At 76.9% G+C, this 25587-nt stretch carries 27 protein-coding genes; 15 read left to right on the plus strand and 12 right to left on the minus strand.

All coding sequences use genetic code 11. From position 1 onward, the window contains the following. The first annotated feature begins 59 nt into the window (after positions 1–59). Complete coding sequence (locus BLQ97_RS12865) at positions 60–1511, plus strand: NAD(P)/FAD-dependent oxidoreductase (RefSeq protein ID WP_091366243.1); 1452 nt, start codon at positions 60–62, stop codon at positions 1509–1511. Here BLQ97_RS12865 and BLQ97_RS12870 read toward each other — a convergent pair. Next, entirely contained in the window at positions 1508–2209 is a 702-nt protein-coding gene (locus BLQ97_RS12870) for an alpha/beta hydrolase (protein ID WP_091366244.1), read from the minus strand. The two genes, BLQ97_RS12865 and BLQ97_RS12870, sit on opposite strands and share 4 nt — an antisense overlap. Before the next feature lie 74 nt (positions 2210–2283). Beyond that, positions 2284–3420: a carboxylate-amine ligase gene (locus BLQ97_RS12875; protein ID WP_175471717.1), complete on the minus strand. Its 1137-nt coding sequence runs from the start codon at positions 3418–3420 to the stop codon at positions 2284–2286. Positions 3421–3691: 271 nt separating this feature from the next. Between BLQ97_RS12875 and BLQ97_RS12880 the strand changes: the two genes are divergently transcribed. Beyond that, the gene (locus BLQ97_RS12880) at positions 3692–4633 is read left to right on the plus strand and encodes a S1C family serine protease (RefSeq protein ID WP_091366245.1); all 942 of its coding nucleotides are present in this window, start codon (positions 3692–3694) and stop codon (positions 4631–4633) included. 15 nt (positions 4634–4648) lie between these two features. Here BLQ97_RS12880 and BLQ97_RS12885 read toward each other — a convergent pair whose 3' ends face one another. Then, positions 4649–5455, minus strand: a complete 807-nt coding sequence (locus BLQ97_RS12885) for an SDR family oxidoreductase (RefSeq protein WP_091366476.1) — start codon at positions 5453–5455, stop codon at positions 4649–4651. A 6-nt stretch (positions 5456–5461) separates the two neighbouring features. Between BLQ97_RS12885 and BLQ97_RS12890 the strand changes: the two genes are divergently transcribed. Further along, positions 5462–7861: a DUF6777 domain-containing protein gene (locus BLQ97_RS12890; RefSeq protein WP_091366246.1), complete on the plus strand. Its 2400-nt coding sequence runs from the start codon at positions 5462–5464 to the stop codon at positions 7859–7861. A 228-nt stretch (positions 7862–8089) separates the two neighbouring features. Then, a complete protein-coding gene (locus tag BLQ97_RS23615) occupies positions 8090–10453 on the plus strand; it encodes a serine/threonine-protein kinase (protein WP_217637171.1) in 2364 nt (787 codons plus the stop codon). Here BLQ97_RS23615 and BLQ97_RS12900 read toward each other — a convergent pair. Further along, the gene (locus BLQ97_RS12900; protein ID WP_091366247.1) at positions 10446–11414 is read right to left on the minus strand and encodes a helix-turn-helix transcriptional regulator; all 969 of its coding nucleotides are present in this window, start codon (positions 11412–11414) and stop codon (positions 10446–10448) included. The genes BLQ97_RS23615 and BLQ97_RS12900 overlap by 8 nt on opposite strands. A gap of 91 nt (positions 11415–11505) precedes the next feature. Between BLQ97_RS12900 and BLQ97_RS12905 the strand changes: the two genes are divergently transcribed. After that, complete coding sequence (locus tag BLQ97_RS12905) at positions 11506–12012, plus strand: DinB family protein (protein WP_091366248.1); 507 nt, start codon at positions 11506–11508, stop codon at positions 12010–12012. 11 nt (positions 12013–12023) lie between these two features. Here BLQ97_RS12905 and BLQ97_RS12910 read toward each other — a convergent pair whose 3' ends face one another. Next, positions 12024–12950, minus strand: coding sequence for a hypothetical protein (locus BLQ97_RS12910; RefSeq protein WP_091366249.1), 927 nt, complete (start codon positions 12948–12950; stop codon positions 12024–12026). Positions 12951–13089: 139 nt separating this feature from the next. On the opposite strand from BLQ97_RS12910, the gene BLQ97_RS12915 reads away from it, so the two are divergent. From BLQ97_RS12915 to BLQ97_RS23360, 4 genes are all read left to right on the plus strand, one after another. Next, positions 13090–13347, plus strand: a complete 258-nt coding sequence (locus tag BLQ97_RS12915; protein WP_091366250.1) for a ubiquitin carboxyl-terminal hydrolase 14 — start codon at positions 13090–13092, stop codon at positions 13345–13347. 1 nt (position 13348) lies between these two features. Then, the gene (locus tag BLQ97_RS12920; RefSeq protein WP_091366251.1) at positions 13349–14920 is read left to right on the plus strand and encodes a Na+/H+ antiporter; all 1572 of its coding nucleotides are present in this window, start codon (positions 13349–13351) and stop codon (positions 14918–14920) included. Between the two features lie 99 nt (positions 14921–15019). After that, a complete protein-coding gene (locus tag BLQ97_RS12925) occupies positions 15020–15463 on the plus strand; it encodes an arsenate reductase/protein-tyrosine-phosphatase family protein (protein WP_245692136.1) in 444 nt (147 codons plus the stop codon). A gap of 47 nt (positions 15464–15510) precedes the next feature. Further along, positions 15511–15666 carry a hypothetical protein gene (locus tag BLQ97_RS23360; RefSeq protein ID WP_175471718.1) on the plus strand — a complete coding sequence of 52 codons (156 nt, stop codon included), beginning with the start codon at positions 15511–15513 and terminating at the stop codon, positions 15664–15666. A gap of 6 nt (positions 15667–15672) precedes the next feature. Here the strand turns inward: BLQ97_RS23360 and BLQ97_RS12930 are convergent, their stop codons facing one another. The 3 genes from BLQ97_RS12930 to BLQ97_RS12940 all read right to left on the minus strand — a co-directional run bounded on the left by BLQ97_RS12930 (position 15673) and on the right by BLQ97_RS12940 (position 17724). Further along, entirely contained in the window at positions 15673–16038 is a 366-nt protein-coding gene (locus tag BLQ97_RS12930) for a VOC family protein (protein ID WP_091366252.1), read from the minus strand. Positions 16039–16103: 65 nt separating this feature from the next. After that, the gene (locus BLQ97_RS12935; protein ID WP_175471719.1) at positions 16104–16274 is read right to left on the minus strand and encodes a hypothetical protein; all 171 of its coding nucleotides are present in this window, start codon (positions 16272–16274) and stop codon (positions 16104–16106) included. A 169-nt stretch (positions 16275–16443) separates the two neighbouring features. Next, the gene (locus BLQ97_RS12940) at positions 16444–17724 is read right to left on the minus strand and encodes a hydroxyacid-oxoacid transhydrogenase (RefSeq protein WP_091366254.1); all 1281 of its coding nucleotides are present in this window, start codon (positions 17722–17724) and stop codon (positions 16444–16446) included. Positions 17725–17883: 159 nt separating this feature from the next. Here BLQ97_RS12940 and BLQ97_RS12945 point away from each other — a divergent pair, with 159 nt between their 5' ends. Beyond that, on the plus strand, positions 17884–19533 hold the full coding sequence (locus tag BLQ97_RS12945) for an AMP-binding protein (protein ID WP_091366255.1): 1650 nt from the start codon (positions 17884–17886) through the stop codon (positions 19531–19533). Positions 19534–19539: 6 nt separating this feature from the next. Here BLQ97_RS12945 and BLQ97_RS12950 read toward each other — a convergent pair whose 3' ends face one another. Continuing rightward, positions 19540–20364 (minus strand): sulfite exporter TauE/SafE family protein, encoded by an 825-nt coding sequence (locus tag BLQ97_RS12950; protein WP_245692138.1) that lies wholly within the window; start codon positions 20362–20364, stop codon positions 19540–19542. A gap of 85 nt (positions 20365–20449) precedes the next feature. Between BLQ97_RS12950 and BLQ97_RS12955 the strand changes: the two genes are divergently transcribed. After that, entirely contained in the window at positions 20450–21415 is a 966-nt protein-coding gene (locus BLQ97_RS12955) for a YihY/virulence factor BrkB family protein (RefSeq protein ID WP_091366257.1), read from the plus strand. Between the two features lie 6 nt (positions 21416–21421). Here BLQ97_RS12955 and BLQ97_RS12960 read toward each other — a convergent pair whose 3' ends face one another. Both BLQ97_RS12960 and BLQ97_RS12965 read right to left on the minus strand, forming a co-directional pair. Continuing rightward, complete coding sequence (locus BLQ97_RS12960) at positions 21422–22303, minus strand: dioxygenase family protein (RefSeq protein WP_091366258.1); 882 nt, start codon at positions 22301–22303, stop codon at positions 21422–21424. Between the two features lie 14 nt (positions 22304–22317). Beyond that, complete coding sequence (locus tag BLQ97_RS12965) at positions 22318–22995, minus strand: GTP cyclohydrolase II (protein WP_091366259.1); 678 nt, start codon at positions 22993–22995, stop codon at positions 22318–22320. An 87-nt stretch (positions 22996–23082) separates the two neighbouring features. Between BLQ97_RS12965 and BLQ97_RS12970 the strand changes: the two genes are divergently transcribed. After that, on the plus strand, positions 23083–23577 hold the full coding sequence (locus tag BLQ97_RS12970) for a MarR family winged helix-turn-helix transcriptional regulator (RefSeq protein WP_217637172.1): 495 nt from the start codon (positions 23083–23085) through the stop codon (positions 23575–23577). On the opposite strand, the gene BLQ97_RS12975 is transcribed toward BLQ97_RS12970, so the two are convergent. Beyond that, entirely contained in the window at positions 23574–24359 is a 786-nt protein-coding gene (locus BLQ97_RS12975; protein WP_091366260.1) for an SDR family oxidoreductase, read from the minus strand. The genes BLQ97_RS12970 and BLQ97_RS12975 overlap by 4 nt on opposite strands. 97 nt (positions 24360–24456) lie before the next feature. On the opposite strand from BLQ97_RS12975, the gene BLQ97_RS12980 reads away from it, so the two are divergent. The 3 genes from BLQ97_RS12980 (at position 24457) to BLQ97_RS12990 (ending at position 25587) form a co-directional block, all read left to right on the plus strand. Beyond that, positions 24457–24792, plus strand: coding sequence for a VOC family protein (locus BLQ97_RS12980; RefSeq protein ID WP_091366262.1), 336 nt, complete (start codon positions 24457–24459; stop codon positions 24790–24792). Positions 24793–24901: 109 nt separating this feature from the next. Then, the gene (locus BLQ97_RS12985) at positions 24902–25159 is read left to right on the plus strand and encodes a hypothetical protein (RefSeq protein ID WP_169064642.1); all 258 of its coding nucleotides are present in this window, start codon (positions 24902–24904) and stop codon (positions 25157–25159) included. Continuing rightward, the gene (locus tag BLQ97_RS12990) at positions 25156–25587 is read left to right on the plus strand and encodes a hypothetical protein (protein ID WP_091366265.1); all 432 of its coding nucleotides are present in this window, start codon (positions 25156–25158) and stop codon (positions 25585–25587) included. Before BLQ97_RS12985 ends, BLQ97_RS12990 begins: the two co-directional genes overlap by 4 nt.

The raw sequence follows: 25587 nt of genomic DNA on the forward strand, positions 1-25587 counted from the left end.
CCCGCCCGAGCGGCCAGCCACCGGACGCCGGACCTGCCGACAGGAGAGGATCAGTCATCATGACGACATCACCTGCGCCCACCGCCCACGGCACCTCCCCGACCGGCCGGCCGCGGGTCGTCGTCGTCGGCTCCGGCTTCGGCGGGCTGTTCGCCGCCAAGGCCCTGCGGAAGGCGCCGGTCGACGTCACCGTGATCGGCAAGACCAGCCACCACCTGTTCCAGCCGCTGCTCTACCAGGTGGCCACGGGCATCCTGTCCGAGGGCGAGATCGCCCCGGCCACCCGCGAGGTGCTGCGCCACCAGGCCAACGCGCGCGTGGTGCTCGGCGAGGTCGTCGACATCGACGTGGACGCCCGCACCGTGACCTCCACCATCCTGGGTCGGACCACGGTGCACCCCTACGACGAGCTGATCGTCGCCGCGGGCGCCGGGCAGTCCTACTTCGGCAACGACCGGTTCGCCGAGTTCGCCCCGGGCATGAAGTCCATCGACGACGCCCTGGAGCTGCGCGGGCGCATCTTCGGCGCCTTCGAGCTGGCGGAGCTGGCCACCGACCCCGCCGAGATCGACCGGCTGATGACCTTCGTGGTCGTCGGCGCCGGGCCGACCGGGGTGGAGATGGCCGGGCAGATCGCCGAGCTCGCGCACCGCACGCTGCGCCGCGACTTCCGGAACATCGACCCGGAGCGGGCCCGCATCATCCTGCTCGACGGCGCCCCGCAGGTGCTGCCGCCGTTCGGCCCGAAGCTGGGCGAGAAGGCCCGCCGCCACCTCAACGAGATCGGCGTCGAGGTGCAGCTCGGCGCGCTGGTCACCGACCTCGACGCCAACGGCCTGACCGTCAAGGACTCCGACGGCCAGGAGCGCCGCATCCCCGCGGCGACCAAGGTGTGGGCCGCCGGCGTGCAGGCCAGCCCGCTGGGCCGGCTGCTGGGTGACGCGACGGGGGCGGAGGTGGACCGCGCCGGTCGCATCGCGGTGCAGCCGGACCTGACGCTGCCCGGCCACCCGGAGATCCACGTCATCGGCGACATGGCCAACCACCCCGACCGGTACCCCGGCGTCGCGCAGGTGGCCATCCAGGGCGGGCGCTACGCCGCCGAGCAGATCCAGCGGCGGCTGGCCGGGCGGGACCCCAAGGGCCCGTTCCGGTACCGCGACAAGGGCAACATGGCGACGATCTCGCGGTTCTCCGCGGTCGCCGACATCAAGAAGCTGAAGTTCGAGGGCTTCCTCGCCTGGGTGCTGTGGCTGGTGGTGCACCTCTTCTACATCATCGGCTTCAAGAGCCGGATCACCACGGTGCTGCACTGGATGGTCAGCTTCCTGGGCCGCGGGCGCTCGCAGCGCGTGGCCACCCAGCAGCAGGTCTACGGCCGGCTGGCGCTCGAGCAGCTCGGCACGGGCTTCGCCGCCTCGAAGACCGGCGGACCCAAGGACCACCCCCGCGACCCCGACGAGGTCAACCCCGACCAGCAGCACGACCTGGTCGGCCGCCGCACGGCCTAGCGACGACGGCCCGCCCGGCCCCGGCCGGGCGGGCCGAGCCAGCTGTCCAGGGCGGCGGTGACGAGGCCGGGGGTGACCGCGTGGCCGCCGTCGAACTCCTCGTAGGCGACCTCGTAGCCGGACGCGGCCAGGGTGTGCGCCACCCGTCGGCCGCAGCGCTCCACCGGCAGCACCCGGTCGTGCGTGCCGTGCGCGATCCACACCCGCGGCCGGCCCGCGCGCCCGGGCGGCGCGGCGAAGCCGGGCGAGAAGGCGAGCAGCGCCTCGAACAGGCCGCCGTTGGCCAGCCCGAGCGACAGTGCGTACGAGCCGCCGTCGGAGAAGCCGCCCAGCGCCGTCCGCGACACCGCGAGGCCGCCGGCGACCTCCGCCAGGGCCGCGTCCAGGACGGCGACGTCGCGGCCCAGCCCGCCGGCCAGCAGGTCCCAGGTGGCGGCCGCGGACGTGGTCGCCAGCACCGCGACCCCGCGGGTGGCGGCGACGTCGCCCACCGCGGCCAGCGACTGCCCCGCCGTGCCACCGGCCCCGTGGCAGAAGACCAGCAGCGGCCGGGGCACGGCCGGCCCGGGCGGGATCGCGACCAGCGCCTCGGCCGGCCCACCGAGGTCGAGCGCGGTGGTGCCGGCCGGCAGCGGCGGGCCGGAGTGGGCGGTGCCGGGGCGGGCGGCGAGGACACCCCCGCGGGCAGGCGGCGTCACCGGATCGGACCGGGTGCGCCGCGGGCGGCCCCACGCCGATCGCCCGGTGGGCCAGCCACGCCGGAGTCGTCCACTCAGGTCCTCCCGGCCGCCCCCTCGCGGACGACCTGCTCGGCGACCGCCCGGCGGTCGCCCGTGCGCAGCCAGGTGCTCCGCTGCCGCGCGGCCGAGGTACCCCGGTCGAGCAGGTCCTGCACCAGCGCGCGGACCTCGTCCTCCTCGCCGGCGTCGGCGAGGTCGTCGGCGAGCTCGGCCAGCAGCGCCCCGACCGCCTCGCGCGGGTCGACGAGCTCCCCGCGCAGCGGGTCGAACAGCGGCGCGGACAGGCCCGAGCGGGCGGCCCGCCACCGCGCGGCGCGCAGCAGTTCGGGGCGGACCTCGGGCGCCGGTTCGCCGCGGGCCGCGCGCGCGGCGAGCACCCGCACCAGCGAGCGGACCAGCGCGGCGTGCAGGACGGCGTCGTCGAGGGTGGTGCAGACGTCGGCCAGGCGGAACTCGATCGTGGGGAGTCGCGCCGAGGGCCGCACGTCCCAGTACAGGTGCGAGCCGTCCGCGACCACCCCGCTGGCCACCAGCCCGGCCAGCACCCGGCGGTAGCCGTCGGCGTCGCCGAGCGGCTCCGGCGCGCCGGCGTGCGGGAAGCGGGTCCACCACAGCGTGCGCCAGGACTCGTAGCCGGTGTCGACGCCGTCGTGGAACGGCGAGCTGCCGGTCATCGCCAGCAGCACCGGCAGGTACGGGCGGGCGCGGTCGAGCACGGCGACGGCGGTGTCGAGATCGGGGACGCCGACGTGCACGTGGCAGCCGCAGATGTCCTGCTGCCGGGCCAGGCCCGCCCAGCGGCCGACCATCGCCTCGTACCGCTCCCCCGGCGTCACCGGCATGGTGTGCCACGAGCTCCACGGGTGGGTGGAGGCCGCCAGCAGCAGCAGGCCGTCGCGCGCGGCCGCGGCGGCGGCCTCGGCACGGGCGGCCACCAGCTCCGCGCGGACCTGCGCGAGCGTCGTGCACACGCCGGTGGCGATCTCCAGCTGCGTGGTGGAGATCTCCGGGTGGACGCGCGCCCCCGCCTCGCCGGCGAGCGCCGCCGCCGACGCCCGCGGTCCCGGGGTCAGCGCCAGGGTGCCGGGGTCGACGAGGTGGAACTCCTCCTCGACGCCGAGGGTGCGCCCCACCGCGGCGCCCTCGGTCTGCAGGCCGTCGGTGCCCACGCCCCTCCTCGCTGCCGGTCCCGGGTCGCCGGGCAGGCCGACGCTACGGCCGCCGCTCCCCCACCGCACCTGCTGACCAGCGCGGTCGTGCTCTGCCCCCGCCCCGTGGGCAGAGCACGAGAGGCGCCTCGCGCTCTGCCCACACCGGCGGGGCAGAGCACGACCGGGCGCGGGCGGACCTGATCGCTCTCGGCGTAGCGGCAGGGGTGGCCGGCGCCGGCGGAGCGGGCGTCCACTGGTCGGTGCAACGCTGTAATCAAGGAGGTGCGTCGTGACCCGACCGGACACCGACGCGGCGCTGGACGCCTACTCGCAGGTGGTCACCGCGGTGGCCGCCGACCTCACCCCGCACGTGGCCGCGCTGCAGGTCACCGCCCCTGACGGGCGGACCGGCGCCGGCTCGGCCGTGGTCGTCCCCGGCGACGGGCTGCTGCTCACCAACGCGCACGTCGTGGGCCGGGCCCGCAGCGGGCGGGCGGTGTTCGGCGACGGCACCGAGACGCCCGTCGAGGTGGTGGGCACCGACCCGCTGTCCGACCTCGCCGTCGTCCGTGCGAGTGCGGGCGCCCCGGAGCCGGCGGTGCTCGGCGACGCGGCGCAGCTGCGGGTCGGCCAGCTCGTCGTCGCCGTCGGCAACCCGCTCGGGCTGGCGGGGTCGGTCACCGCCGGCGTCGTCAGCGGGCTGGGCCGGTCGCTGCCCACCCGCGACGGGCGGACCGCCCGCGTGGTCGAGGACGTCATCCAGACCGACGCCGCGCTCAACCCCGGCAACTCCGGCGGCGCGCTGGCCGACTCGGCCAGCCGGGTGGTCGGCATCAACACCGCCGTCGCCGGGTGGGGCCTGGGCCTGGCCGTGCCGGTCAACGACACCACCCGCCGGATCATCGCCACCCTCGTCCGCGACGGCCGGGTGCGGCGGGCCTACCTCGGCCTGGTCAGCAGCCCGGCACCGCTGCCGGCGGAGCTGGCCGAGCGCACCGGGCGGCGGCGCGGGCTGCGGGTGGTCGACGTCGTCGCCGGGTCGCCGGCCGACCGCGCGGGGCTGCGCGCCGGCGACCTGGTGCTCGACGCCGGACGCGCGCCCGTGGCCGAGGCCCAGAGCCTGCAGCGGCTGCTGTTCGCCGACGCGGTGGGCCGGCCGCTGCCGGTGACGGTGTACCGGCGCGGGGCGATGGTCGACGTCATCGCCGTCCCCACGGAGCTCACCGGCTGACCACCGAGCCGGGTGTCAGGGCCGGCGCCAGTCGTCGCCGGTCAGGTGCGAGCCGGCCATCGGCCCCATCTGCAGCATCCCGCCGTCCACGGCGTAGGAGGCGCCGGTGACGTAGGAGGCGGCCGGCGAGGCGAGGAAGGCGACGACGGCGGCCACCTCGTGCGCGTCCCCCGGCCGGCCCACCGGGACGCCGGGGCGCTCGTGGCCCGGCGCGGTCGGGTCCTCGTCCTCCTGGCCGGTCATCGGCGTGGCGATCTCCCCGGGCGCGACGGCGTTGACGGTGATGCCGTGCTCGGCCAGCTCGATCGCCGCGACGCGGGTGAGCAGGCCGAGGCCGCCCTTGGCCGCGCAGTAGGCGGCCGCGCCGACCCGCGGCTGGTGCTCGTGGACGCTGGTGACGTTGACGATCCGCCCGCCGCGGCCCGCCGCCACCATGCGCCGCGCGGCGCGCTGCAGGCAGAGGAACGCCGCGTCGAGGTCGGTGGCCAGCACCTCGCGCCAGGTCTCGTAGTCGGTGTCCAGCAGGAGAGTCGAGTGACCCGTGCCGGCGTCGTTGACCAGGACGTCGACGCCGCCGAGCGCGTCGGCCAGCTCGTCGACGACGGCGGCCGCGCCGGGCAGCTGGGTCAGGTCGACCGGGCGGACCTCGGCGCGGCGGCCGCGGGAGCGCACCTCCTCGGCGGTGCCCTGGGCGTGCGCCTCGTCGCGGTACCAGGTGATCCCGACGTCACAGCCCTGCTCGGCGAGCGCGACCGCCACGGCCCGCCCGATGCCCGACTCCGACCCGGTGACGACCGCGACGCGGCCGGCTGACTCCGTCATGGCCCCATGCTGCGGGTCCGAGCCGCGGGGCGCCGGACGACTGCTCACCGTGCGCAGTCCTCCCGCGACCGCCTGCTGCGCGGCGCCGCGCGTTGCGCGGGGGCACGGCCGGCCGGCCGGTCGGCAACAGACACCCGGCCGGTCCGCAACAGACACTCTGCGGACGACGGAGCCACCCGTCGCTCCGGCTCACCCCGGGAGGTCCCCCTGACCGGCCCGACCTTCGGCCCCTACGAGCTCGACGAGCTGCTCGGACCCGGACGCGCCGGCGAGGTGTACCGCGCCTGGGACACCCGCCGCTCGCGCACGGTCGCACTCGAGGTCGTCGCACCCGCGCTGAGCGGGGACCCGCGGTTCCGCGCCCGCTTCCCGCAGGTCTGCGCCGCGGTGGCGCAGCTCGACGAGCCGCACGTCCTCGCCGTCCACGAGGTCGGCGAGGTCGACGGCCGGCTCTACGTGGACGCGCAGCTGGTCGACGGCCGGCCGCTGTCCGCGGTGCTCGCCGCCGAGGGACCCCTGCCGGCCGAGCTGGCCGTCGACGTCGTCGGCCAGGTGGCGGCCGCCCTCGACGCGGCGCACGCCGCCGGGCTCGTGCACGGCGACCTGCGGACGGCCGACGTCCTGCTGTCCGGGCACGGCGACCGGCCCGACGTCCACCTCACCGGCTTCGGCGCCGCCGGCACCGTCGACGGGACCACCGACCGCCGGGCGGACGTCGCCGCCCTGGCCGCCCTCCTGCACGAGTCGCTCACCGGCCGGCCGCCGGGCGCCGCCGCACAGGCCGGCCCCCTGCCGGGGACGCTGGGCGCGGTGGTGGCACGCGGCACGGCCGCGGATCCCGACCGGCGCTTCGCCGGCGCCGGGGAGCTGGCCACCGCGGCGCGGGCCGCGCTGCGCCCGGCACCGGACACCCTGCCGACGCCGGTGGCCGCGGCCGCGCCCGTCGCGGGGGCCGTCGCCGTCGCGGCGGACGTGCCGGCGCACCACGTCGCGAGGCACCGGCGCCCGTCGTGGTGGGCCCGGCACCGCGGTGGCCTGGTCGCGGCGCTGCTCGCCGGCGTGGCGGCCCTGACGGCGGCGGGCGGGGTGGCCGCGGTGGGGCTGATCGCGGACGTCTCCGACGCAGCGACGCCGACCCCGGTCGTCGTCGAGCCGGCCGACGAGCCGGGCGAGGCCCCCTTCGTCCCCGCTCCGCCGGACGCCGCGGAGCCGACCGCGGGCGCCGTCGGCGAGGCGGTGCCACCCGGGGCGGACGCCGGGACGGCCGCACCGGCCGCGGCGGCCGAGGGCACGGTGCCGGGGGACCAGCCGGGCCTCTACGGCGGCGCCGGCGCAGAGGCCTGCGACCCCGCCGGCCTGGCCGCCTTCCTCACCGCCCACCCCGACCGCGGCGCCGCCTTCGCCGCCGTCGAGGGGATCGCGCTCGACGAGGTCGACACCTACCTCGCGTCCCTCACCCCGGTGGTGCTGCGCTTCGACACCGCGGTCACCAACCACGGGTTCACCGCGGGTGCGGCCGTCCCGTTCCCGTCGGTGCTGCAGGCCGGCACCGCGGTGCTGGTCGACGACTCCGGCGTCCCGCAGGTGCGGTGCATCTGCGGCAACCCCCTGGCGCCGCCGGTCAGCCGCCCCTCGGCCGACCACGAGGGCGAGACCTGGCCGGGCTACGCGGCGGCGGCGGTCGTCGTCGTGGAGCGCAGCGTGGCTCCGCTGCCCGCGCTGGTGCTCGTCGACGCGGTCACCGGCACGGTCGTGGCCCGGCCGGTGCGCACCACCGGCGGTGAGGACCAGCCGGTCGGTGCCGTGCTGGCCGAGCTCGCCCGCGTGTTCACCGGTGACCCCACGCCGTCCCCGTCGAGCGGGGCGACGACGTCCGCCGTCCCGCCACCCGCGGCGGCGTCCGGCGGCGCGGGCACCGCGACGACGGTCCCGCCGGCACCGGACACCGGCACGGCGAGCCCGTCCGCCGACGCCCCACCCACCACGGGCGGCTCGACGTCGCGCGGCACGACCGCGCCCGGCACGACCGCGCCTGGCACGACGTCGCCCGGCACGACCGCGCCCGGCACGACCGCGCCCGGCACCGGGACCACCAGCGCACCGGCGGAGCCGCCGGCCGACGAGCCACCGGCCGCGGAGGTCCCCGACGAGGAGCCCGCCCCCGAACCGGTCGAGGAGCAACCGGCCGCCGAGGTGCCCGACACCGAGGAACCGGCCCCCGCGGCGGTGTTCACCGACGCCGCACCCACCGCAGCGACCACGAGCGCGGGAACGCCCACCGAGACGACGGCCACGGAGGTCACACCCAGCGAGGCCGCACCGACCGAGACGGCGGCCACCGAGACGACGGCCACCGGGACGACACCGAGCGACCTGACACCGAGCGGAGCGTCCGCCACTCCGTGAGCCGGGTGCGGCGTCCTCGGCGGACGAGCCCCGGGCACCGCCGTGTGACGGACCGCTCCCGCTCACCCTGCGCAGCGCACCGACGACCGCCTGCGGGCCCACGCCCGGCGCGGACCGAGAGAGCCACCACCGGGCGGGCGGCCGGGTGGACACGGCGGACGCCCCCTCCCGACACTCCGGCCTCCGACGGAGCACCCGTCACCAGCGAGGACCGCCGGGAGACCGCCCATGAGCCTGGAGACCTTCGGTCCGTACGAGCTCCTCGAGCGTCTGGGCCGCGGTGGGATGGGCGAGGTCCACCGGGCCCGGGACACCCGCCGCGGCCGGGTGGTCGCCCTGAAGAGGCTGCTCCCCGAGCTCGCCGACGACGAGCTCTTCCGCAGTCGCTTCTACCGGGAGTGCCACGGCGCGGCCCGGCTCAGCGAGGCGCACGTCGTGCCCATCCACGACTTCGGGGAGATCGACGGGCGGCTGTACCTGGACATGCGGCTGGTCGACGGCCGGGACCTCGAGGAGGTGCTGCGGGACGGCCGGTTGCTCCCGGGCCGCGCCGTCGAGGTGGTCGGGCAGGTGGCCGCCGCCCTGGACGCCGCGCACGCCACGGGCCTGGTGCACCGCGACGTCAAGCCGTCGAACGTGCTGCTGGCCGAGGGCACCCTCGCGCCGCACTGCTACCTGGTCGACTTCGGCATCGCCGGCTCCACCGACGGCTCGACCGGCGCCGCGCTGACCCGGACGGGCATGTTCGTCGGCACGCTCGAGTACGTCGCCCCCGAGCGGCTCGACGACCGGCCCACGGACCACCGCGTCGACGTCTACTCGCTGGCCTGCCTGCTGTACGAGACGCTGACCGGCCTGCCACCGTTCCCCGCATCCGGGGTGGCGGCCCTCTGCGCGGCCCACCTCTACCGCGAGCCACCGCGGCCCTCGGACGCCGTGCCCTCGCTGCCGGCCGCGCTGGACGCGGTCGTGGCGCGGGGCATGGCGAAGGACCCCGACGAGCGGTACCCGACCGCGGGCGCGCTCGCCCTCGCCGCCCGGGCGGCCCTGTCCGGCGGGACCGGGCCGGTGCAGCGCGCCGCCCCGGTCACCGCGGCACCACCACCGCCGGGACCACCACCGCCGGGACCACCACCGCCGGGACCACCACCGCCGGGACCACCACCGCCGGGACCACCACCGCCGGCACCGCCACCGCCGGCACCGCCACCGGCCGGCGTCCCGGCGGCGCGGCGTCCGGCGCCGCCACCCCGGTCGGGTCACCGACGGCGCGTCGCGGTCCTGCTCGCCGCCGCCGTCGCCCTGGCGCTCGCCGTCGTCGGCGGGGTGGCCGCGACCCGGCTCACCGGCGAGGCCGCGGCCTCCACGGTCGTCGCCGAGCCGGCGGACTCCCGCGGCGAGCGGCCGTTCACGGACAAGGCCGAGAAGGGGGCGGGCGCGGAGCGCGGGGAGCCGACCACCGCGCCGGCGACCTCGACCCGGGCCCCGCGGGTGCAGCAGGTGTCCGGCGACCAGCCGGGCCTCTACGGCGGGACCGGCGTGAACACCTGCGACGCGGCCGGGCTGATCGCCTTCCTCGCGTCGCACCCCGCCCACGCCCGGGCCTGGGCCGCGGCCGAGGGCATCGACCCCGACGACCTCCCGGCGTACCTCGCCCGGCTCACGCCGGTGGTGCTGCGCTTCGACACGGCGGTCACCAACCACGGCTACGTGGACGGCCGGGCCACGCCCTTCCAGTCGGTGCTGCAGGCCGGCACCGCGGTGCTGGTCGACGAGCGCGGCGTGCCCCGGGTGCGCTGCGCCTGCGGCAACCCGCTCGCCGCCCCCGAGGCACGACCCGACCCGGAGTACACCGGCGAGGTCTGGCCGTCGTTCACCGCGTCGGCCGTCGTGCTGGTGGTGCAGGCGACCGTCGTGCTCGAGGCCATCGTCGTCGTCGAGGGGGACGGCGCCGTCGAGGACCGCCCGGTGGGGACCGCCGGTGACGACGACGTCCCGTCCTCCCCCGCCGACGCCCAGGAGGCACAGGCCTTCGCCAAGGGCGAGGCCGCCACGAGCAGCACACCGCCATCCAGCACACCGCCGACCAGCACACCGCCGGTCGCGGGTCAGTCGGCCGAGGAGCAACCCGCCTCGGAGGCGCCCGTCGAGCCGGCGGAGGAGCAGGAACCGGGAGAGGCGCCCGTGGAGGAGCCGGCCGGGGACGTCCCCGGCGAGGAGCCCGCCGAGGCACCAGCGGCGGAGGAGCCCCTCGACGAGCCCGCCGAGGAGGTCCCCGGCGACGAGGACCCGGCCGGAGAGGTCCCCGGCGGGGAGCCCCCCGCGGTGGACCCGCCCGCCCAGGAGCCGGTGCCCGAGGACCCGGCCGTCGAGGATCCGCCCGCCGAGGACCCGGCCGTCGAGGACCCGGCCGTCGAGGACCCGGCGGGCCAAGCACCGTTGGGCGACGAGCCGCCCGCCGAGGACCCGCCTGCCGAGGACCCGCCCGTCGAGGAACCGGCGACCGAGGAACCGCCCGTCGAAGAACCGGCGACCGAGGAACCGGCGCCCGGCGAGGGGACCGGGGAGGGAGAGCCCGGCCCGGTCACCTGACGGCGGCGTCGGCCGCGGCGGCGAACCGCTCGGCCAGCACCCGCAGGTGCGCGACCACCTCCGGCGGGGACAGCACGGTGAACGGCGCCCCGGTGACGCCGAGCGCCAGCGCGGCCCAGTCGAGGTCGTCGCCCTCGATGCGCACCCGGCAGCCGTCCCCGTCCTCGGTCACCGTGGCCCAGCGGCCGATCCGCCGGCGCACCCGGTCGGCGGGCGCGGCCACCGTGGCCTCGACGACGTGGCGGGTCCACGCGCTGCCGATCCGCTCGCGCACGTAGGCCGCGGCGTCCTCGGCCGGGAAGCGGCGGGGGCCGAAGACGGCGCCGGTGCCGCGCGGGGCGTCCAGCCGGTCGACCCGGAACACCCGCCAGTCGCCGCGGTCGAGGTCGTAGCCCACCAGGTACCAGCGCCGGCCGAGCGCGACCAGCCGGTGCGGCTCCACCGTGCGCTCGGTGCGCTCCCGGCCGGGCGGGGTGTAGCCGAAGACGGTCCGCTCGGTGTCGCGGCAGGCCAGCGCGACGGCGGTGAGCACGGCCGGGTCGACGACGTCGCGCGACGGCCCGGCCCACCCGCCCGGCACGGTCATCGCCCGCAGCGCCTCGACCCGCCGCCGCAGCCGGGCCGGCAGCACCTGCACCACCGTGGCCAGCGCCCGCACCGACGTCTCGGCCATCCCCGCGACCGGCGCGTCGGCGACCGCCTGCAGCCCCAGCACGAGGGCCACCGCCTCGTCGTCGTCGAGCAGCAGCGGCGGCAGCGCCGTCCCCGGTGCCAGCGCGTAGCCCCCGTCCACCCCGCGCGAGGCGGCCACCGGGTAGCCGAGCCCCCGGAGCCGGTCGACGTCGCGCCGCAGCGTGCGGACCGAGACGCCCAGCCGGCCGGCGAGATCGGGACCCGGCCAGTACCGGCGTGACTGCAGCAGGGACAGCAGCCGCAGCGTGCGGGCACCCGGGTCGCTCACCGGTCCATCGTGGCCGACACAGCGGACAGGATCTGACCGCTTTCGGCGGGATGCTCGTGCGGTGACGACGACCACTCCCCCGGAGGACACCGTGACCGCTCCGACCACCCTCTCCACCGAGCGCGCCGACCTGCTGGAGACCCTGCGGGCGCACCGCGGCTTCCTGCGCTTCACCGTGCGCGGGCTGACCGACGAGCAGGCCACCCGCCGCACCACCGCCAGCCAGCTGACCCTCGCCGGGCTCGTCAAGCACGTCGCCGGCACCGAGGCGACGTGGGCCGACTTCGCCGTCCGCGGCCCGGAGGCCTTCGCCACGGCCACCCCGGAGGCGTGGGCGCGGGAGTGGGTGCTCGAGCCCGGCGAGACGCTGGCCGACGTGCTGGCCCGCTACGAGCAGGTCGCCGCCCGCACCGACGAGCTGGTGCGCACCATCGACCTGGACCTGAGCCACCCGCTGCCCGCGGCGCCGTGGTTCGAGCCGGGCGCCGTCCGCTCGGCCCGGCGCACCTTCCTGCACGTGGTGGCCGAGACCGCCCAGCACGCCGGGCACGCCGACATCCTGCGGGAGTCCCTCGACGGCCAGCGGACGATGGGCTGACGACGGGGCCGCTACCCCGTCGGCGGGGCACCCTCGAGCTCGGCGAGCCGGGCCGCGGCGCGGTCGCGCTCCCCCGCCGCCCGCCGCGCGACCCGGTCGGCCGCCGTGGCCCGCCGGGTCGCCCGCTCGGCGTCGGTCCCGGCCGCGGCCGCCTCCTCCCGGACCCGCTCCAGCTCGGCGGCCAGTTCGCCGGCCCGCGCCTCCAGCCCGGCCTGCCGAAGGGCGGCCCGCTCGGCCCGGTCGTGGGCGTCCCGGGCGGCCTCCTCCGCCTGCCCGGCCGCCGCGGCTGCTGCCGCGGCCTCCTCCCGGGCGGCGGCCAGCTCTCGCAGCCGGCGTTCCTCCGTGGCCCGCCGGCGCTCCTCGGCCGCCCGCCGCGCCGCCTCCTCCTCGGCCCGCCGCCCGGCGGGGACCGGCGCCGCCGGTCGCGGCCCCGCCGGCGGCACCACCCGGAGGTCGGGCCGCCCGCCCAGCCCCGTGCCCCGGTAGGACAGCGGTCCGGTCAGCCGGCCGGCCAGCAGCGCCTCTCCCGCCTCGGGGTCGGCCAGCGCGGCGCGCAGCGTCTCCTCGACCTGGTCGGCGACGGGGCCCGACAGCGGGTGGCCCAGCCGCGCGGCCACCCCTCGCGCCTGGCGGGTCAGCGCGGCCAGCAGCCGGGAGCGCTGGGTGCCCAGCGCCCGCAGCTCGTCGCCGGCGAGGGTCTGCTGGGCCTCGCGCAGCAGGTCGCCGAGCTCGACGAGGCCGGCGATCTCGTCGGGCTGCTCGCGCACCAGCGCGTTGCACGCCCACGCCGCCGTCGACGGCCTGCCGAGCGCGCCGATCCGCCCGGCCAGCGCCCGGTCGCCGGCGGCCCGCGCCCGCCGGGCGGCCTCGGTGCGCGCGGCCACGAACTCCCCCGGCGGCAGCCCGTAGAGCTCGTCGGCGACCTCGTCGAGGTCCAACGGCACCTCCCCGACCGGTCCGGACGTCGCCCGCCGACCCTGCCACGGCGGCGCGGGGAAGACACCGGGCACGGGAGGGCGTTGCCGCCGTCGTCGCGCGGGTGGTCGACTCCCCGCGACGGACGAGAGGGGTGGCGGGATGACCACGTGCGGGCACCTGGACCAGATCCGGGACGTGACGCCGGACTCGACGGAGGGCTGCAGCGACTGCCTGGCGATCGGGGCGACGTGGGTGCACCTGCGGGAGTGCCTGTCGTGCGGGCACGTGGCCTGCTGCGACTCCTCGCCGAACCGGCACGCCACCGCACACGCCGAGGGCAGCGGGCACCCGATCGTCCGGTCCTTCGAGCCGGGTGAGGACTGGCGCTGGTGCTACCCGGACCAGGCGATCGTCTGAGGTGGAGCTGTCGCTCGTCGGCCTGCTGGCCGGCTCCTTCGCGGTCACCGCGCTGGCCCGGCGCCTCGGCGTCTCGGCGCCGCTGGTGCTCGTCGTGGTCGGGCTCGCGCTGTCGTTCGTGCCGGGCGTCCCCGACTACGCGCTCGACCCGGAGCTGATCCTCACCCTGGTGCTGCCGCCACTGCTGTACTCGGCGGCGCTGGACAGCTCCTACCTGCGGCTGCGGGCCAACCTGCGGGCGATCGGGATGCTGGCCGTCGGCGCGGTGCTGTGCACCACGCTCGCCGTCGGGCTGGCCGCCTGGTGGCTGGTGCCGGGGCTGCCGCTGGCGTCGGCACTGGTGCTCGGCGCGGTGGTCGCCCCGCCGGACGCGGTCGCGGCCACCGCCGTCGGCCGGCGGCTGGGCCTGCCGCGCAAGGTGATGACCATCCTCGGCGGGGAGAGCCTGGTCAACGACGCCACCGCGCTGACCGCGTTCCGGGTGGCGGTCGCGCTGGCCGCCGGCGCGGGGTACGGCATCGCCGAGGGGCTGGGCGTCTTCGTCCTGGCCGCGGCCGGCGGCGCGGCGATCGGCTGGGCGCTGGGCTGGCTGGTGCACCGGGCGCGGATGGCGCTGGGCGACGGCGTGCTGGAGAGCGCGCTCGGTCTGCTGGTGCCCTTCGTCGGCTTCGTCGTCGCCGAGGAGGTGCACGCCTCCGGGGTGCTCGCCGTGGTGCTGGCCGGCCTCTACCTGGGGCACCGCTCGCCGCAGGCCGACCCGGTCGCACGGCTGCAGGACCGGGCGGTGTGGCAGGCGGCCGACACGGTGCTCGAGGCGACGGTGTTCGCGCTCATCGGCCTGCAGCTGCCCGCCGTCGTCGCCGGCGTCGGCCCCGACCTCGGCACGCTCACCGGCGTCGGGCTGGCCCTGGTCCTGGTCGCGCTGCTGGCCCGCGTCGCGTTCGTCTTCCCCACCACCTACCTGCGGCCGCTGGCCCGGCGCCGGCCCGGCTGGCGCCCGGTGCCGTGGACGCACCCGGCCGTGGTCTCGTGGGCCGGCATGCGCGGCGTGGTCTCGCTCGCCGCCGCGGCCGGCATCCCGCTGACCACGATGTCGGGCGCGCCGTTCCCCGGCCGCGCGGAGGTGCTCTACCTGACCTTCGTGGTCACCGTCGGCACGCTGCTGCTGCACGGGCTGACGCTGCCGGCGCTCATCCGCCGCCTCGGCGTGCAGGCCTCCGAGGACTCCGCCGACGCGCTGGCCGAGGCGCAGGCGCAGTCCGACGCCGGCCGGGCCGCGACCGCCCGGCTCGACGCGCTCGACGACGGCGACCCGCTGCACGCCCAGGCGGTGACCGAGCTGCGGCAGCGCATCGAGGCGCGCACCAACGCCGCGTGGGAGCGGCTGGGCGGCCCGGTGCGCGGCGGCGGGGAGACGCCGAGCGCGCGCTACCGGCGGCTGCGCCGGGCGATGCTGGAGGCCGAGCGGGAGGTGTTCGTGCGCCACCGCGACCAGCGGCGCATCGACGACGAGGTGTTCCGGCGGGTGCAGCACGAGCTCGACCTCGAGGAGGTCACGCTGCTGCGGGAGTGACCCCTTCCCGCCCGCCGGGTGCCGGTGGCACCGTGGGGCCGGGAGGACGGCGCGGTCCCCCAGGGGGAACGTCCTGTCCCGACCACCCGGAGGTCCGCCGTGGTCCCCTCCCCGCACACCCAGCGCAGCGCCGCCGCCGCGCGCGTCGGTCCGCCGACGGTGCTCTTCGTCGGCGCCCGCGACGCCGCCACCTCGCAGATGGCCGCCGCGCTGCTCGCCACCCACGCGGGCGGCCGGGTGCACGCGCTGTCGGCCGGCTCGGCGCCCGCCGTCCGGGTCGACCCGGCCGCGGTGGCGGCGATGGCCGAGGTCGGCATCGACCTCAGCACCCGCTTCCCCAAGCCGCTGACCGCCGACGCGGTGCTCGTCTCCGACGTGGTGGTCACCCTGGGCGGGGCCCAGCCGTGCCCGGTGCTGCCGGGCACCCGCTACCTCGACTGGCCGGTGGAGGACCCGGCCGGCCGGGACGTCGCCGGCGTCCGCCCGGTGCGCGACGAGCTCGACCGCCGGGTGTGCGACCTGCTCGCCGAACTGACCTCCTGAGCCTGCGGCGGCCCTAGGCTGGCCTCCCCGTCCCCGGAGGTGACCCTGTGTGGCTCAAGCTGCTCGGCCTGCTGCTGCTCGTCTGGCTGGTGGTGACCGTCGTCGGGTGGGTCGTGGAGGGCCTGTTCTGGCTCGCCGTCGCGGGCCTGGTCGCCTTCCTGGTCACCGCGGCGCTCGGCGCCCGGGAGCGCACCCCCCGCTGAGCCGGCTCAGCGGGGGGCCCGGCCGCTGAGCACGAACCCGTTGCCGTCGGGGTCGCGGAACACCGCCTGCCGGCCCCACGCCTCGGTGGTCAGCGGGCCCTCGAAGCGCAGGCCGGCCGCCGACAGCCGGGCGTACGCGGCGTCGACGTCGTCGACCTCGAACACCACGCCCTGCAGCGAGCCCGGCGGCATCCGCTCGAACCAGGTGACCAGCGACAGGGACGTCGCCGCGCCCAGCACGCCGACCTGCACCCAGCGCACCCCGGGCGCGAACTCGGCGTCGGCGAGCACCTGCAGGCCCGCCGTCCCGGTCCAGAACCGGACGGCGGCCTCCTGGTCGCTGACGGGGACGGAGACGACGGCGACGTCCACGGGGACCTCCTCGCTCGGGGACCAGCCCGATCAGTGTCGCCGCGGGGTCCGACAGGACCCGCCGGTCAGTGCGCCGCGGCCACCGCCACCGGCCGGGTCAACCCGACGCCGACCGCCACGACGACGACCGCGCCGAGCAGCGCCAGGGCAGCGCCCAGGCCGCCGAGGGCACCGGTCGGCGCGAGGACGACGAGCGGGCAGACGAACTGGCCGACGAACAGCGCCGAGGTCCACACGCCGGCCGACGATGCGCCCGGCGACGGCAGATCCCGCTGGAGATGGCCCACCGCTCCTACGGCCAGGCGGTCAACTCCCCGAGCTCGCGGCGCGCCGCGGCTGACCGCCGGGTGTCGACCTGCTGCGGTCTCCCGCCCCAGGAGGCAGCAGCAGGTCGACACCGCGCGGTCACCAGAGCTCGATCGAGCGGGTGAACACCCCCGCCAGGTCGTCCTCGGTGACGTCGCGCGGGCAGGTGGCCAGCAGCCGCTGCTGCTTCATCGCGCCCTCGACCAGCGCCGGCACGTCGCCCTCGCCGAACCCGACCGCGCCGATGCCGTTGGGGATGTCGATGTCGCGCATGAGGTCGGTCAGCACCGTGGGCAGGAACTCCGCGGCGTCGTCCGGGCTGCCGGCGTTGGGCGCGAGCAGCGCGGCGGCGCGCAGGTGCCGCTCGGGCGCGGCCTCGAAGGTGAACCGGAAGGCCTCCGGCGCGGTCAGCGCCACCGACATCCCGTGCGGCACCATCGCGTGGTCGGCCGGGTAGTCCTTGGGGTGGAAGTCGCGCACCTGCCCGGCGATCGGGTAGGCGTTGGCGTGCGGCACGTGCACGCCGGCGTTGCCGAAGCCCATGCCGGCGAAGGTGGCCGCCATCGCCATGTCCGCGCGGGCCTGCCGGTCGTCGCCGTGGCGCACCGCGCGCCGGAACGACCCGGCGAGCAGCGTGAGCGCCTTCTCCGACCACATGTCCGAGATCGGGTTGGACCCGCAGTAGGGCACCCGCTGCTCCGGGGCCTTGCGGTCGTAGGTGGTGTACCAGCGGGCGGTGTAGCTCTCCAGCGCGTGGCAGAGGATGTCCATGCCCGAGGCCGCGGTGACGCCGGCCGGCTGGGTGAGCGTCAGCTCGGGGTCGATGACGGCGAGGGTCGGCCGCAGCCACGGGTGGCTGATGCCGGACTTCACCTTCTGCGCGAGCACGTCGAGCACGCAGATGGTGGTGCTCTCCGAGCCGGTGCCGGTCGTCGTCGGCACGGCGACCAGCGGCTTGAGCTGGTGCTCCGGCGCCCGCCCCTTGCCCACCGGCACGTTGACGTAGTCCATGAGCTCGCCGGGGTTGGTGGTGAGCAGGTCGACGGCCTTGGCGGTGTCGATGCTCGACCCGCCGCCGACGGCGACGAAGGCGTCCCACGGCCCCGACGCGCGGGCCTCCTCGACCGCCGCGGCCAGGCTGGCGTCGGTGGGCTCGACCTGCGCACCGTCGTAGACGTGCGCCTCGATGTCGAAGCGGGACATCTGGTCGGCCACCCGCTGCGGCAGCCCGGTGGCCGCCACCCCCGGGTCGGTCACCACGAGGACCCGCCGGACGCCGAACCGGCTCAGGTCGTAGCCGATCTCGTCGGAGGCGCCGCTGCCGAACTTCAGCTGCGGTGCTCCGTAGGTGAAGACGGACTCGGACGTCGGGCTGCTCATGGCGGGTCCTCCCCCGGTGCGGCTGCCGGTCGCGGGCAGCGTCGCACGACCTTGTGGTCGGGACCACAGCGCGGCAGGGTCGGGGGAGCCGATCGTCGTCGTCCGGAGGTGCCCGGTGACCACTCCCCTCCTGCCGGTACTCGTCCCGGGAGCGCGGCCGTGAGCGTCTACGACGAACGACCCTGGCTGGCCCGCTACGGCGACCAGCCGGCCGACTACGCGATCGAGTTCGACGACGCGCTGGCGATGTTCCGCGCCGGGGTGCGGCGCGACCCCGACGGCGACGCGCTGCGCTACTTCGACGGCACCGTCGTCCGCCGCGACCTCGACGCGGCGACCGACGCGCTGGCCGCCGGCCTGCTGGAGTCGGGCTTCCGGCCCGGGGACCGGCTGGCGGTCTACCTGCAGAACGTGCCGCAGTTCGTCATGGCCATGGTCGCCACCTGGAAGGCCGGCGGCGTCATGGTGTCGATCAACCCGATGAGCCGGGCGCGGGAGCTGTCCTACCTGCTCGCCGACTCCGGCGCGACGGTGCTGCTGTGCCTGGACACCCTCTACGACGAGGTCGCCCGGGACGTCGTGCCCGGCACCGACGTCCGGCTGGTGCTCACCACCAGCGGGCTGGACCTGCAGACCCGCGACGACCCGCGGCTGTTCGCCGGCGTCACCCGGACGCGGCACGAGGGCACCACCGACCTGCTCGAGTTCGTCGAGGCCCACCGCGGGCGGACCCCGCCTCCGGTGACCTTCGGGCCGGACGACGTCGCCTTCCTGACCTACACGTCGGGGACCACCGGCGTGCCCAAGGGGGCGATGAACACCCACCGCAACGTCTGCTTCACCGCGCAGGTCTACCGGGACTGGGTGCACGCCGGCCGGGACGGCGCGATCTTCGGCATCGCCCCGCTGTTCCACATCACCGGCCTGATCGGGCACGTCGCGGTGAGCATGCTGGTGCCCGCGCCGCTGGTGCTCGCCTACCGGTTCGAGCCGCAGGTGGTGCTCGACGCCTTCCTGGAGCACCGGCCGGCGTTCACCATCGGCGCGATCACCGCGTTCAGCGGGCTGCTCAACGCCCCCGGCTTCCGCAGGGAGCACTTCGACTCCTTCACCTCGGTCTACTCCGGCGGCGCGGCCATCTCCCCGACCGCCGAGAAGGCGTTCCTCGCGGCCACCGGCAAGCAGGTGCACAACGCCTACGGGCTCACCGAGACGACCTCGCCGATGACGGTGACGCCGTTCGGCTCGCCATCGCCGGTGGACCCCACCTCCGGCGCCCTGTCGGTGGGCGTGCCCGCGCCGAACACGATCGTCCGCATCCAGGGCGACGACGGGCAGGATCTCCCGCTGGGCGAGGTCGGCGAGATCGTCGCCGAGGGCCCGCAGGTGGTGGCCGGGTACTGGGGCAAGCCCGAGGAGACGGCGGCCAACCTCCCGGGCGGGGCGCTGAGGAGCGGCGACGTGGGGTTCATGGACCCGCAGGGCTGGGTGTTCATCGTCGACCGCAAGAAGGACATGATCAACGCGTCGGGTTACAAGGTGTGGCCGCGCGAGGTCGAGGACGTGCTCGCCGAGCACCCCGCCGTCCGGGAGTCCGCGGTCGTCGGCGTCCCGGACGAGAAGCGCGGCGAGACGGTCAAGGCGTTCGTCAGCCTCAAGCCCGGGGCCAGCGCCACGCCCGAGGAGCTCATCGCGCACTGCCGGGAGCGGATGGCCGCCTACAAGTACCCGCGCAGCGTCGAGCTGCGCGACGAGCTGCCCAAGACGGTGACCGGGAAGATCCTCCGGCGCGAGCTGCGCGGCACCTGACCCGGGTCAGCCCAGCAGCGGCCGGACGTTCTCCGTCCACACGTCCCAGCCCAGCCGGGCGATCAGCGCGGTGACCACGACGAGGAAGACCCCGCGGACGAAGCCGGTGCCGCGGCTGGTGGCGGTGCGCGAGCCCAGGTAGCCGCCGAGGGTGTTGGCCACGGCCAGCAGCAGGCCCAGGCCCCAGACGACCGAGCCGTGCGGCACGAAGAACAGCAGCGCGCCGAGGTTGGTGGCGACGTTGACGATCTTCGCCTTGGCGCTGGCGGAGAGGAAGTCGTAGCCGAGCAGGGCGACGAGGGAGAAGACCAGGAAGGAGCCGGTGCCGGGCCCGAGGACGCCGTCGTAGAACCCGATGACCCCGCCGACGGCGAGCGCGGTGCCGTGGTGGCGGCGGCCGGTGTGCCGCAGTGCCGTGACCTCGCCGAGGGCGGGGCGGAACGCGGTGAACAGCGCGATGCCGACCAGGGCGACCACGATCACCGGCTTGAACACCGCCGCCGGCAGCAGCGCGGCCACCGAGGCGCCGCCGAAGGACGCGGCCAGGGCGACGGCGGCCATCGGCAGGGCGGTGCGCAGGTCGGGGTGCACCCGCCGCTGGTAGGTGACCGCGCTGGTCGTGGTGCCGAACACCGAGGCGAGCTTGTTCGTGGCCAGCGCCTGCACCGGGGCCAGGCCCGGGACCAGCAGCAGCGCGGGCAGCTGCAGCAGTCCGCCACCCCCGACCACGGCGTCCACCCAGCCGGCGGCCAGCGCCGCGACGAGCACGAACGCGAGCACCCACGGCGTCAGCCCGTCGGGGAGGAGGACGTCACTGGCGAGGGGGCTCACGAGGGGCCAGCCTCCCCCAGCCGCGGCCGGGCGGGACGACGGGGTCCGGCGTTGCGGCCGGTGACCGGCGGCGGTGGGATGACCCATGGCGCGCGCACGGGCCCACGGCCACGCGGCCAGCGAGGCCGCCTCCCCGCACCTGCTGCCGCTGCGGGACTGGGGCCGCGTCCTGCGCCGCGTCGTGCCCCACGTGCTCAGCGACCGGCTCATGGTGCAGGCGGCGGGCGTGGCGTTCTTCGCCGTCCTGTCCGTCGCGCCGGTGCTGGTCACCGCGGTGTCGGTCTACGGCGCGGTGAACACCCCGGAGGACGCGCTCCGGCAGCTGTCGGACGTGGCCGGGATGCTGCCCGAGGACCTGCGGTCGGTGGTCGCCGACCAGCTCGTCACGGTGACCACCGCCTCCGGGCAGGTGCTCACCTTCCGCGGCCTCACCGGCCTGGCCGCCGCGCTCTACACCGCCACGACCGCGATGACCTACCTGGTCGACGGGCTGACGCTGGCCTACCACGAGGAGGAGACCCGCGGGTTCCTCCGGCGCAGCGCGCTCGCGCTCGCCCTCGTGCTCGGCGGCGCGGTCCTGCTCGCCGCCGTGCTCACCGTGGCCGGGCTCGTCCCGCGTGCCGTCGGCGGCGCTCCCGGCGCGGTGCGGGCCGCCGTCCCCGCGCTGGCCTGGGTCGCGGCCGCGGCGCTCATGTCGGGGGTGCTCGCCGTCCTCTACCGCCTCGGGCCCGACCGCAAGCGGGCCCGCTGGCGGTGGATCACCCCCGGCTCGGTGGCCGCCACGGCCCTCTGGCTGCTGACCACCCTCGGCTTCTTCGCCTACGTCTCGAGCCTGGGCAGCTACGAGTCCACCTACGGGTCGCTGGCCGGCGTGGCGATCAGCATGTTCTGGCTGTGGGTGACCGTCTTCCTGGTGTTCCTCGGCGCGGCGGTCAACGCCGAGGCCGAGCGCCAGACGGCGCGGGACTCGACCGTCGGACCGGAGCGCCCGCTGGGCGAGCGGGGCGCCGTCGTCGCCGACAGCGTGCCGCCCTACCCCCGCGAGCGGTGACCGGCCTCAGGCCACCTGGAAGGAGCGCCTGGCCAGGCCGATGAAGAAGCCGTCGACCGTGGTGGTGACGCCGGCGGTCGGGTCGGTCGCCGCGCCCAGGGTGACGAACAGCGGGGTGAAGTGCTCCACCGTGGGGTGCGCGTAGCGCAGTCCCGGGGCCCGCACCCGGAAGCGGGACAGCTCCTCGACGTCGCCGCGGCCGAGCGCGTCGGCCGCCCAGGCGTCGAAGTCCGCCGACCAGTCGGGGACGGCGCCGCCGACCATCTCCCGCGTCAGGTAGGGCAGCCCGTGGGTCATGAAGCCCGACCCGACGACCAGCACGCCCTGCTCCCGCAGCGGCCGCAGCCGCTCGCCGAGGGCGAGGAGGGTGGCGGTGTCGTGGGTGGGCAGGCTCAGCTGCAGCACCGGGACGTCGGCCTCCGGGTACATGACCTTCAGCGGCACCCAGGCGCCGTGGTCGAGGCCGCGGTTGCGGTGCTCGTGCACGTGCGCGGTCTCCGGCAGCACGGCCAGCAGCTGCCGGGCCAGGCCGGAGGCCTCCGGGGTGTCGTAGCGCATCCCGTGGTACATCGGGTCGAAGCCGCCGAAGTCGTAGACCAGCTCGGTGGGCGCGGTGCTGGTGATGCCGAGCGAGTCCGACTCCCAGTGCGCGCTGACGATGAGCACCGCCCGCGGCCGGGACAGGGCGCGGGCCCAGCCGGCCAGCTGCCGCATCCACGGCGTGTCCTCGAACAGCGGCGGGGCGCCGTGGGAGAGGTAGAGGGCGGGCAGCGGGCCGTCGTCCGGCGTCCAGGACCGGTGCGGCCCGAGGTCGGCGACGTGCCGCAGGTGCGCGGCGAACGGGTGGCGGGGGTCGATGCGGGCGTCGGCGGCGGCGGTGGTGTGCACGGGGTCTCCCGGGGTCAGCCGGCCAGCGGCAGGGCGAGGGTGTGGGCGGTGTGGTCGCGCTTGACGGTCAGGTAGCGGGCGTTGGCGGCCGACAGGTGGACGCCGGTGGGCACGCGCTCGGCCACCGCGACGCCGAGCAGCTCGAGCTGGACGGCCTTGTGGGGGTTGTTGGACAGCAGCCGCACCCGGTCGGCGCCGAGCGCGGTCAGCATCTGGGCGGCGGCGGTGTAGTCGCGCTCGTCCTCGCCGCGGCCGAGCGCCAGGTTGGCCTGGTAGGTGTCCAGGCCCGCGTCCTGCAGGGCGTAGGCGTCGAGCTTGGCGTACAGGCCGATCCCCCGGCCCTCCTGGCGCAGGTAGAGCAGCACGCCGCCGGCCGCGGTGATCCGCTCGGCCGCCTCGCGCAGCTGCGGCCCGCAGTCGCAGCGCTCGCTGCCGAGCACGTCGCCGGTCAGGCACTCGCTGTGCGGGCGCACCAGCGGCGCCTCGCCGCCGGCCGCGGCGCGGTCCACCGCGCCGCGCCAGTCCCCCAGCCCGAGGGCCAGGTGCTCCCGGCCGTCGGCCAGGCCGGCGAAGGTGAACACCTCGGCGGTCGTGGCGTACCCGTCGGCGAACCGCAGCGGGACGGTCACCCGGGTGCGCACCGTCGCGGGCGCCGGGGAGGACAGCGGGTCCACGCCGAGGGTGAGGGTCATGCCGGCCTCCAGATCACTTGTACCTACAAGTGACACCGTAGCCCACAGAGGTTGAAGCTACAAGTACCCGGGTGGGACGATGGGCTCGTGGAACCCCGGTGGCTCAGCGAGGACGAGATGGCGGCGTGGCGGCGGCTGGTCGCCGTCGTCGAGCTGCTGCCCGGCGTCCTCGACGGCCAGCTGCGCCGCGACGCGCAGCTGACCCACTTCGACTACCACGTGCTCGCCATGCTCTCCGAGGCGCCGCACCGGGTGCTGCGGATGACCGACCTGGCCACCCGCACCAACGCCACGCTCCCCCGGCTGTCCCACGTGGTCCGCCGGCTCGAGGAGCGCGGGCTGGTCGAGCGGGCGCCGTGCCCCTCCGACGGCCGCGCCACCAACGCCCGGCTGACCGAGGCCGGCTGGGCGACGGTGCGCGCGACCGCGCCCGGCCACGTCGCCACGGTCCGCGAGCACGTCGTCGACGCGCTCAGCCCCGAGCAGGTCACCCAGCTCGCCGGCATCGCCGACGCCCTCCTGCGCCGGCTGGACCCCGACGGCCGGCTGACCGGGGCCCTCGACCAGTCCCGCCGGCCCTAAGCGGTCGTCGAGCGCACCAGGCGGCGGACGCCGGCCAGCCACCGCTCCGGGTCGGCGGCCTTCTGCGCCCAGTAGGTGGCCACCTCCGGGTGCGGGAGGATGAGGAAGCGGTCCTCGGCGAGCCCCTCGACCACCGCCTGCGCGACGTCCTCGGGCGTGATCACCCGCCCGGAGGCCGCGACGACGGCGGCCGCCGACCGGCCCTGCTCCAGCGGGTCCATCAGCAGCGGGGTGGCCACCCCGAGCGGGCACACGACGCTGACGCCGATGCCGCGGTCGCCGTAGGTGACCGCCAGCCACTCGGCCAGCGCCACCGCGCCGTGCTTGGTCACGCTGTAGGGCGCGTCGCCGGGCGTGGTGAGCAGCCCCGCGGCCGAGGCGACGGTGAGCAGGTGGCCCGAGCCCCGCTCGAGCATCGACGGCAGCACCGCGCGCGCGGCGTACACGTGCGCGAGCACGTTGACCGCGAACACCTGCTCCCACACGGCCGTCGGCGCCTCCAGCCCCTCGCCGGAGAAGACGCCCGCGTTGCAGCAGAACAGGTCGACCCGGCCGTGGGCGGCCAGCGTCCGCTCCACCAGCGCGGCGACCGCGGCCTCGTCGGTGACGTCGGTGGTGTCGGCGGTGCCGCCCACCTCGGCGGCCACCCGCTCGGCCGCCGTGCCGTCGCGGTCGCTCACCACGACGGCGGCGGCCCCCTCGGCGGCGGCGCGGCGGGCGAGCGCGGCACCGATCCCGCTGCCGGCCCCGGTGACGACGACGACGGCGTCCTGCAGTTGCATGCCCGTGTCCTACCCCGGTCCCCGGGCTCCCGCGCGACGAGTCCGCGGCCGCCGGGCGGTCTGCCCTGCGGACGACCCCGAGGAGGAGGAGCAGACCATGACCGTCACCCGCGTGCTGGCCCAGGCCACCGTCGCCGACCTCGACCGCGCCGAGCGCTGGTACACCGCGCTGTTCGGCCGCGGCCCCGACAACCGGCCGATGGAGGGCCTGCTCGAGTGGCGCCTCACCGACTCCGCCGGCGTGCAGGTGTGGCGGGAGCCGGAGCGCGGCGGCCACTCCACGGTGGTGCTCGCCGTCGACGACCTGGACGCCGTCGCCGCCGGCCTGAGCGCCGCCGGCACCGCGCACGACGGGCCGGAGCCCGGCGGAGGGGCCCGTCTCCTGCGGCTGGCCGACCCCGACGGCAACCGCGTCGTCGTCACCGGGCCCTGACCGCCCTGGTCGCAGCCGGTGCACGACCGGCTGCGACCTGCCGTGTGCGGCACCGGGACCGGGGGTAGTGCGCCGCCGAGTCGCACACCACCGAGATCGAGGAGACCCCGTGACCGTTCCCGACACGACCACCCGCGACGCCGCCACCGGGCAGCGCGACATCAAGTCGCACGAGACGACCAGCTTCGCCGACCTCGGTAAGGAGATGTGGTCCTACCTGACGGGGAAGGGCGCGGCGATCAACTACGAGTTCGTCGACATGACCGTCGAGGTGCCGCGCGAGACCGGCCCGCAGGCGCCGCGGGCCACCTGGAAGCTCAACGGCACGCTGCGCATCACCACCGCCGAGAACGCCAGCCGGGGATGACGCCGGAGGGCGAGCGCGCCCTCGAGGTCACCGCCGACCTGTCCGTCGAGGTCGACGGCGTCCCCGTGCGGGTGCAGGCCTCGGGGTCGCAGATCGAGGTGACCTCCCCGGACGTCCGGCGGCTGTTCGCCGCGGTGCGGGTGGCCGGCGGCGCGGCGACCCAGGGGTCACCGGGCCGGGCCGAGCTGGCCCGGGTGGCCGACACCCTGGCCGACCACGGCCTCACGGCGCGCCTCGACGGGCCGGCCGGGCGGGTGCTCTCGCTCGGTGCCGACGTCGACTCGGCCGCGGGCTCCGCGCTGGTCGGCACCCGGCACGCACGGCTGCACCCGGCCGGGACCCTGCGCAGCAGCGGTCCGGCCGGCGTGCTGGCCGCGGCGGCGCTGCTCGTGGGCCTCGCCGTCCTGGCCCGCCGTCGGGGCCGCTGA

This window comes from Geodermatophilus telluris (assembly GCF_900102745.1).
Taxonomy (GTDB): domain Bacteria; phylum Actinomycetota; class Actinomycetes; order Mycobacteriales; family Geodermatophilaceae; genus Geodermatophilus; species Geodermatophilus telluris.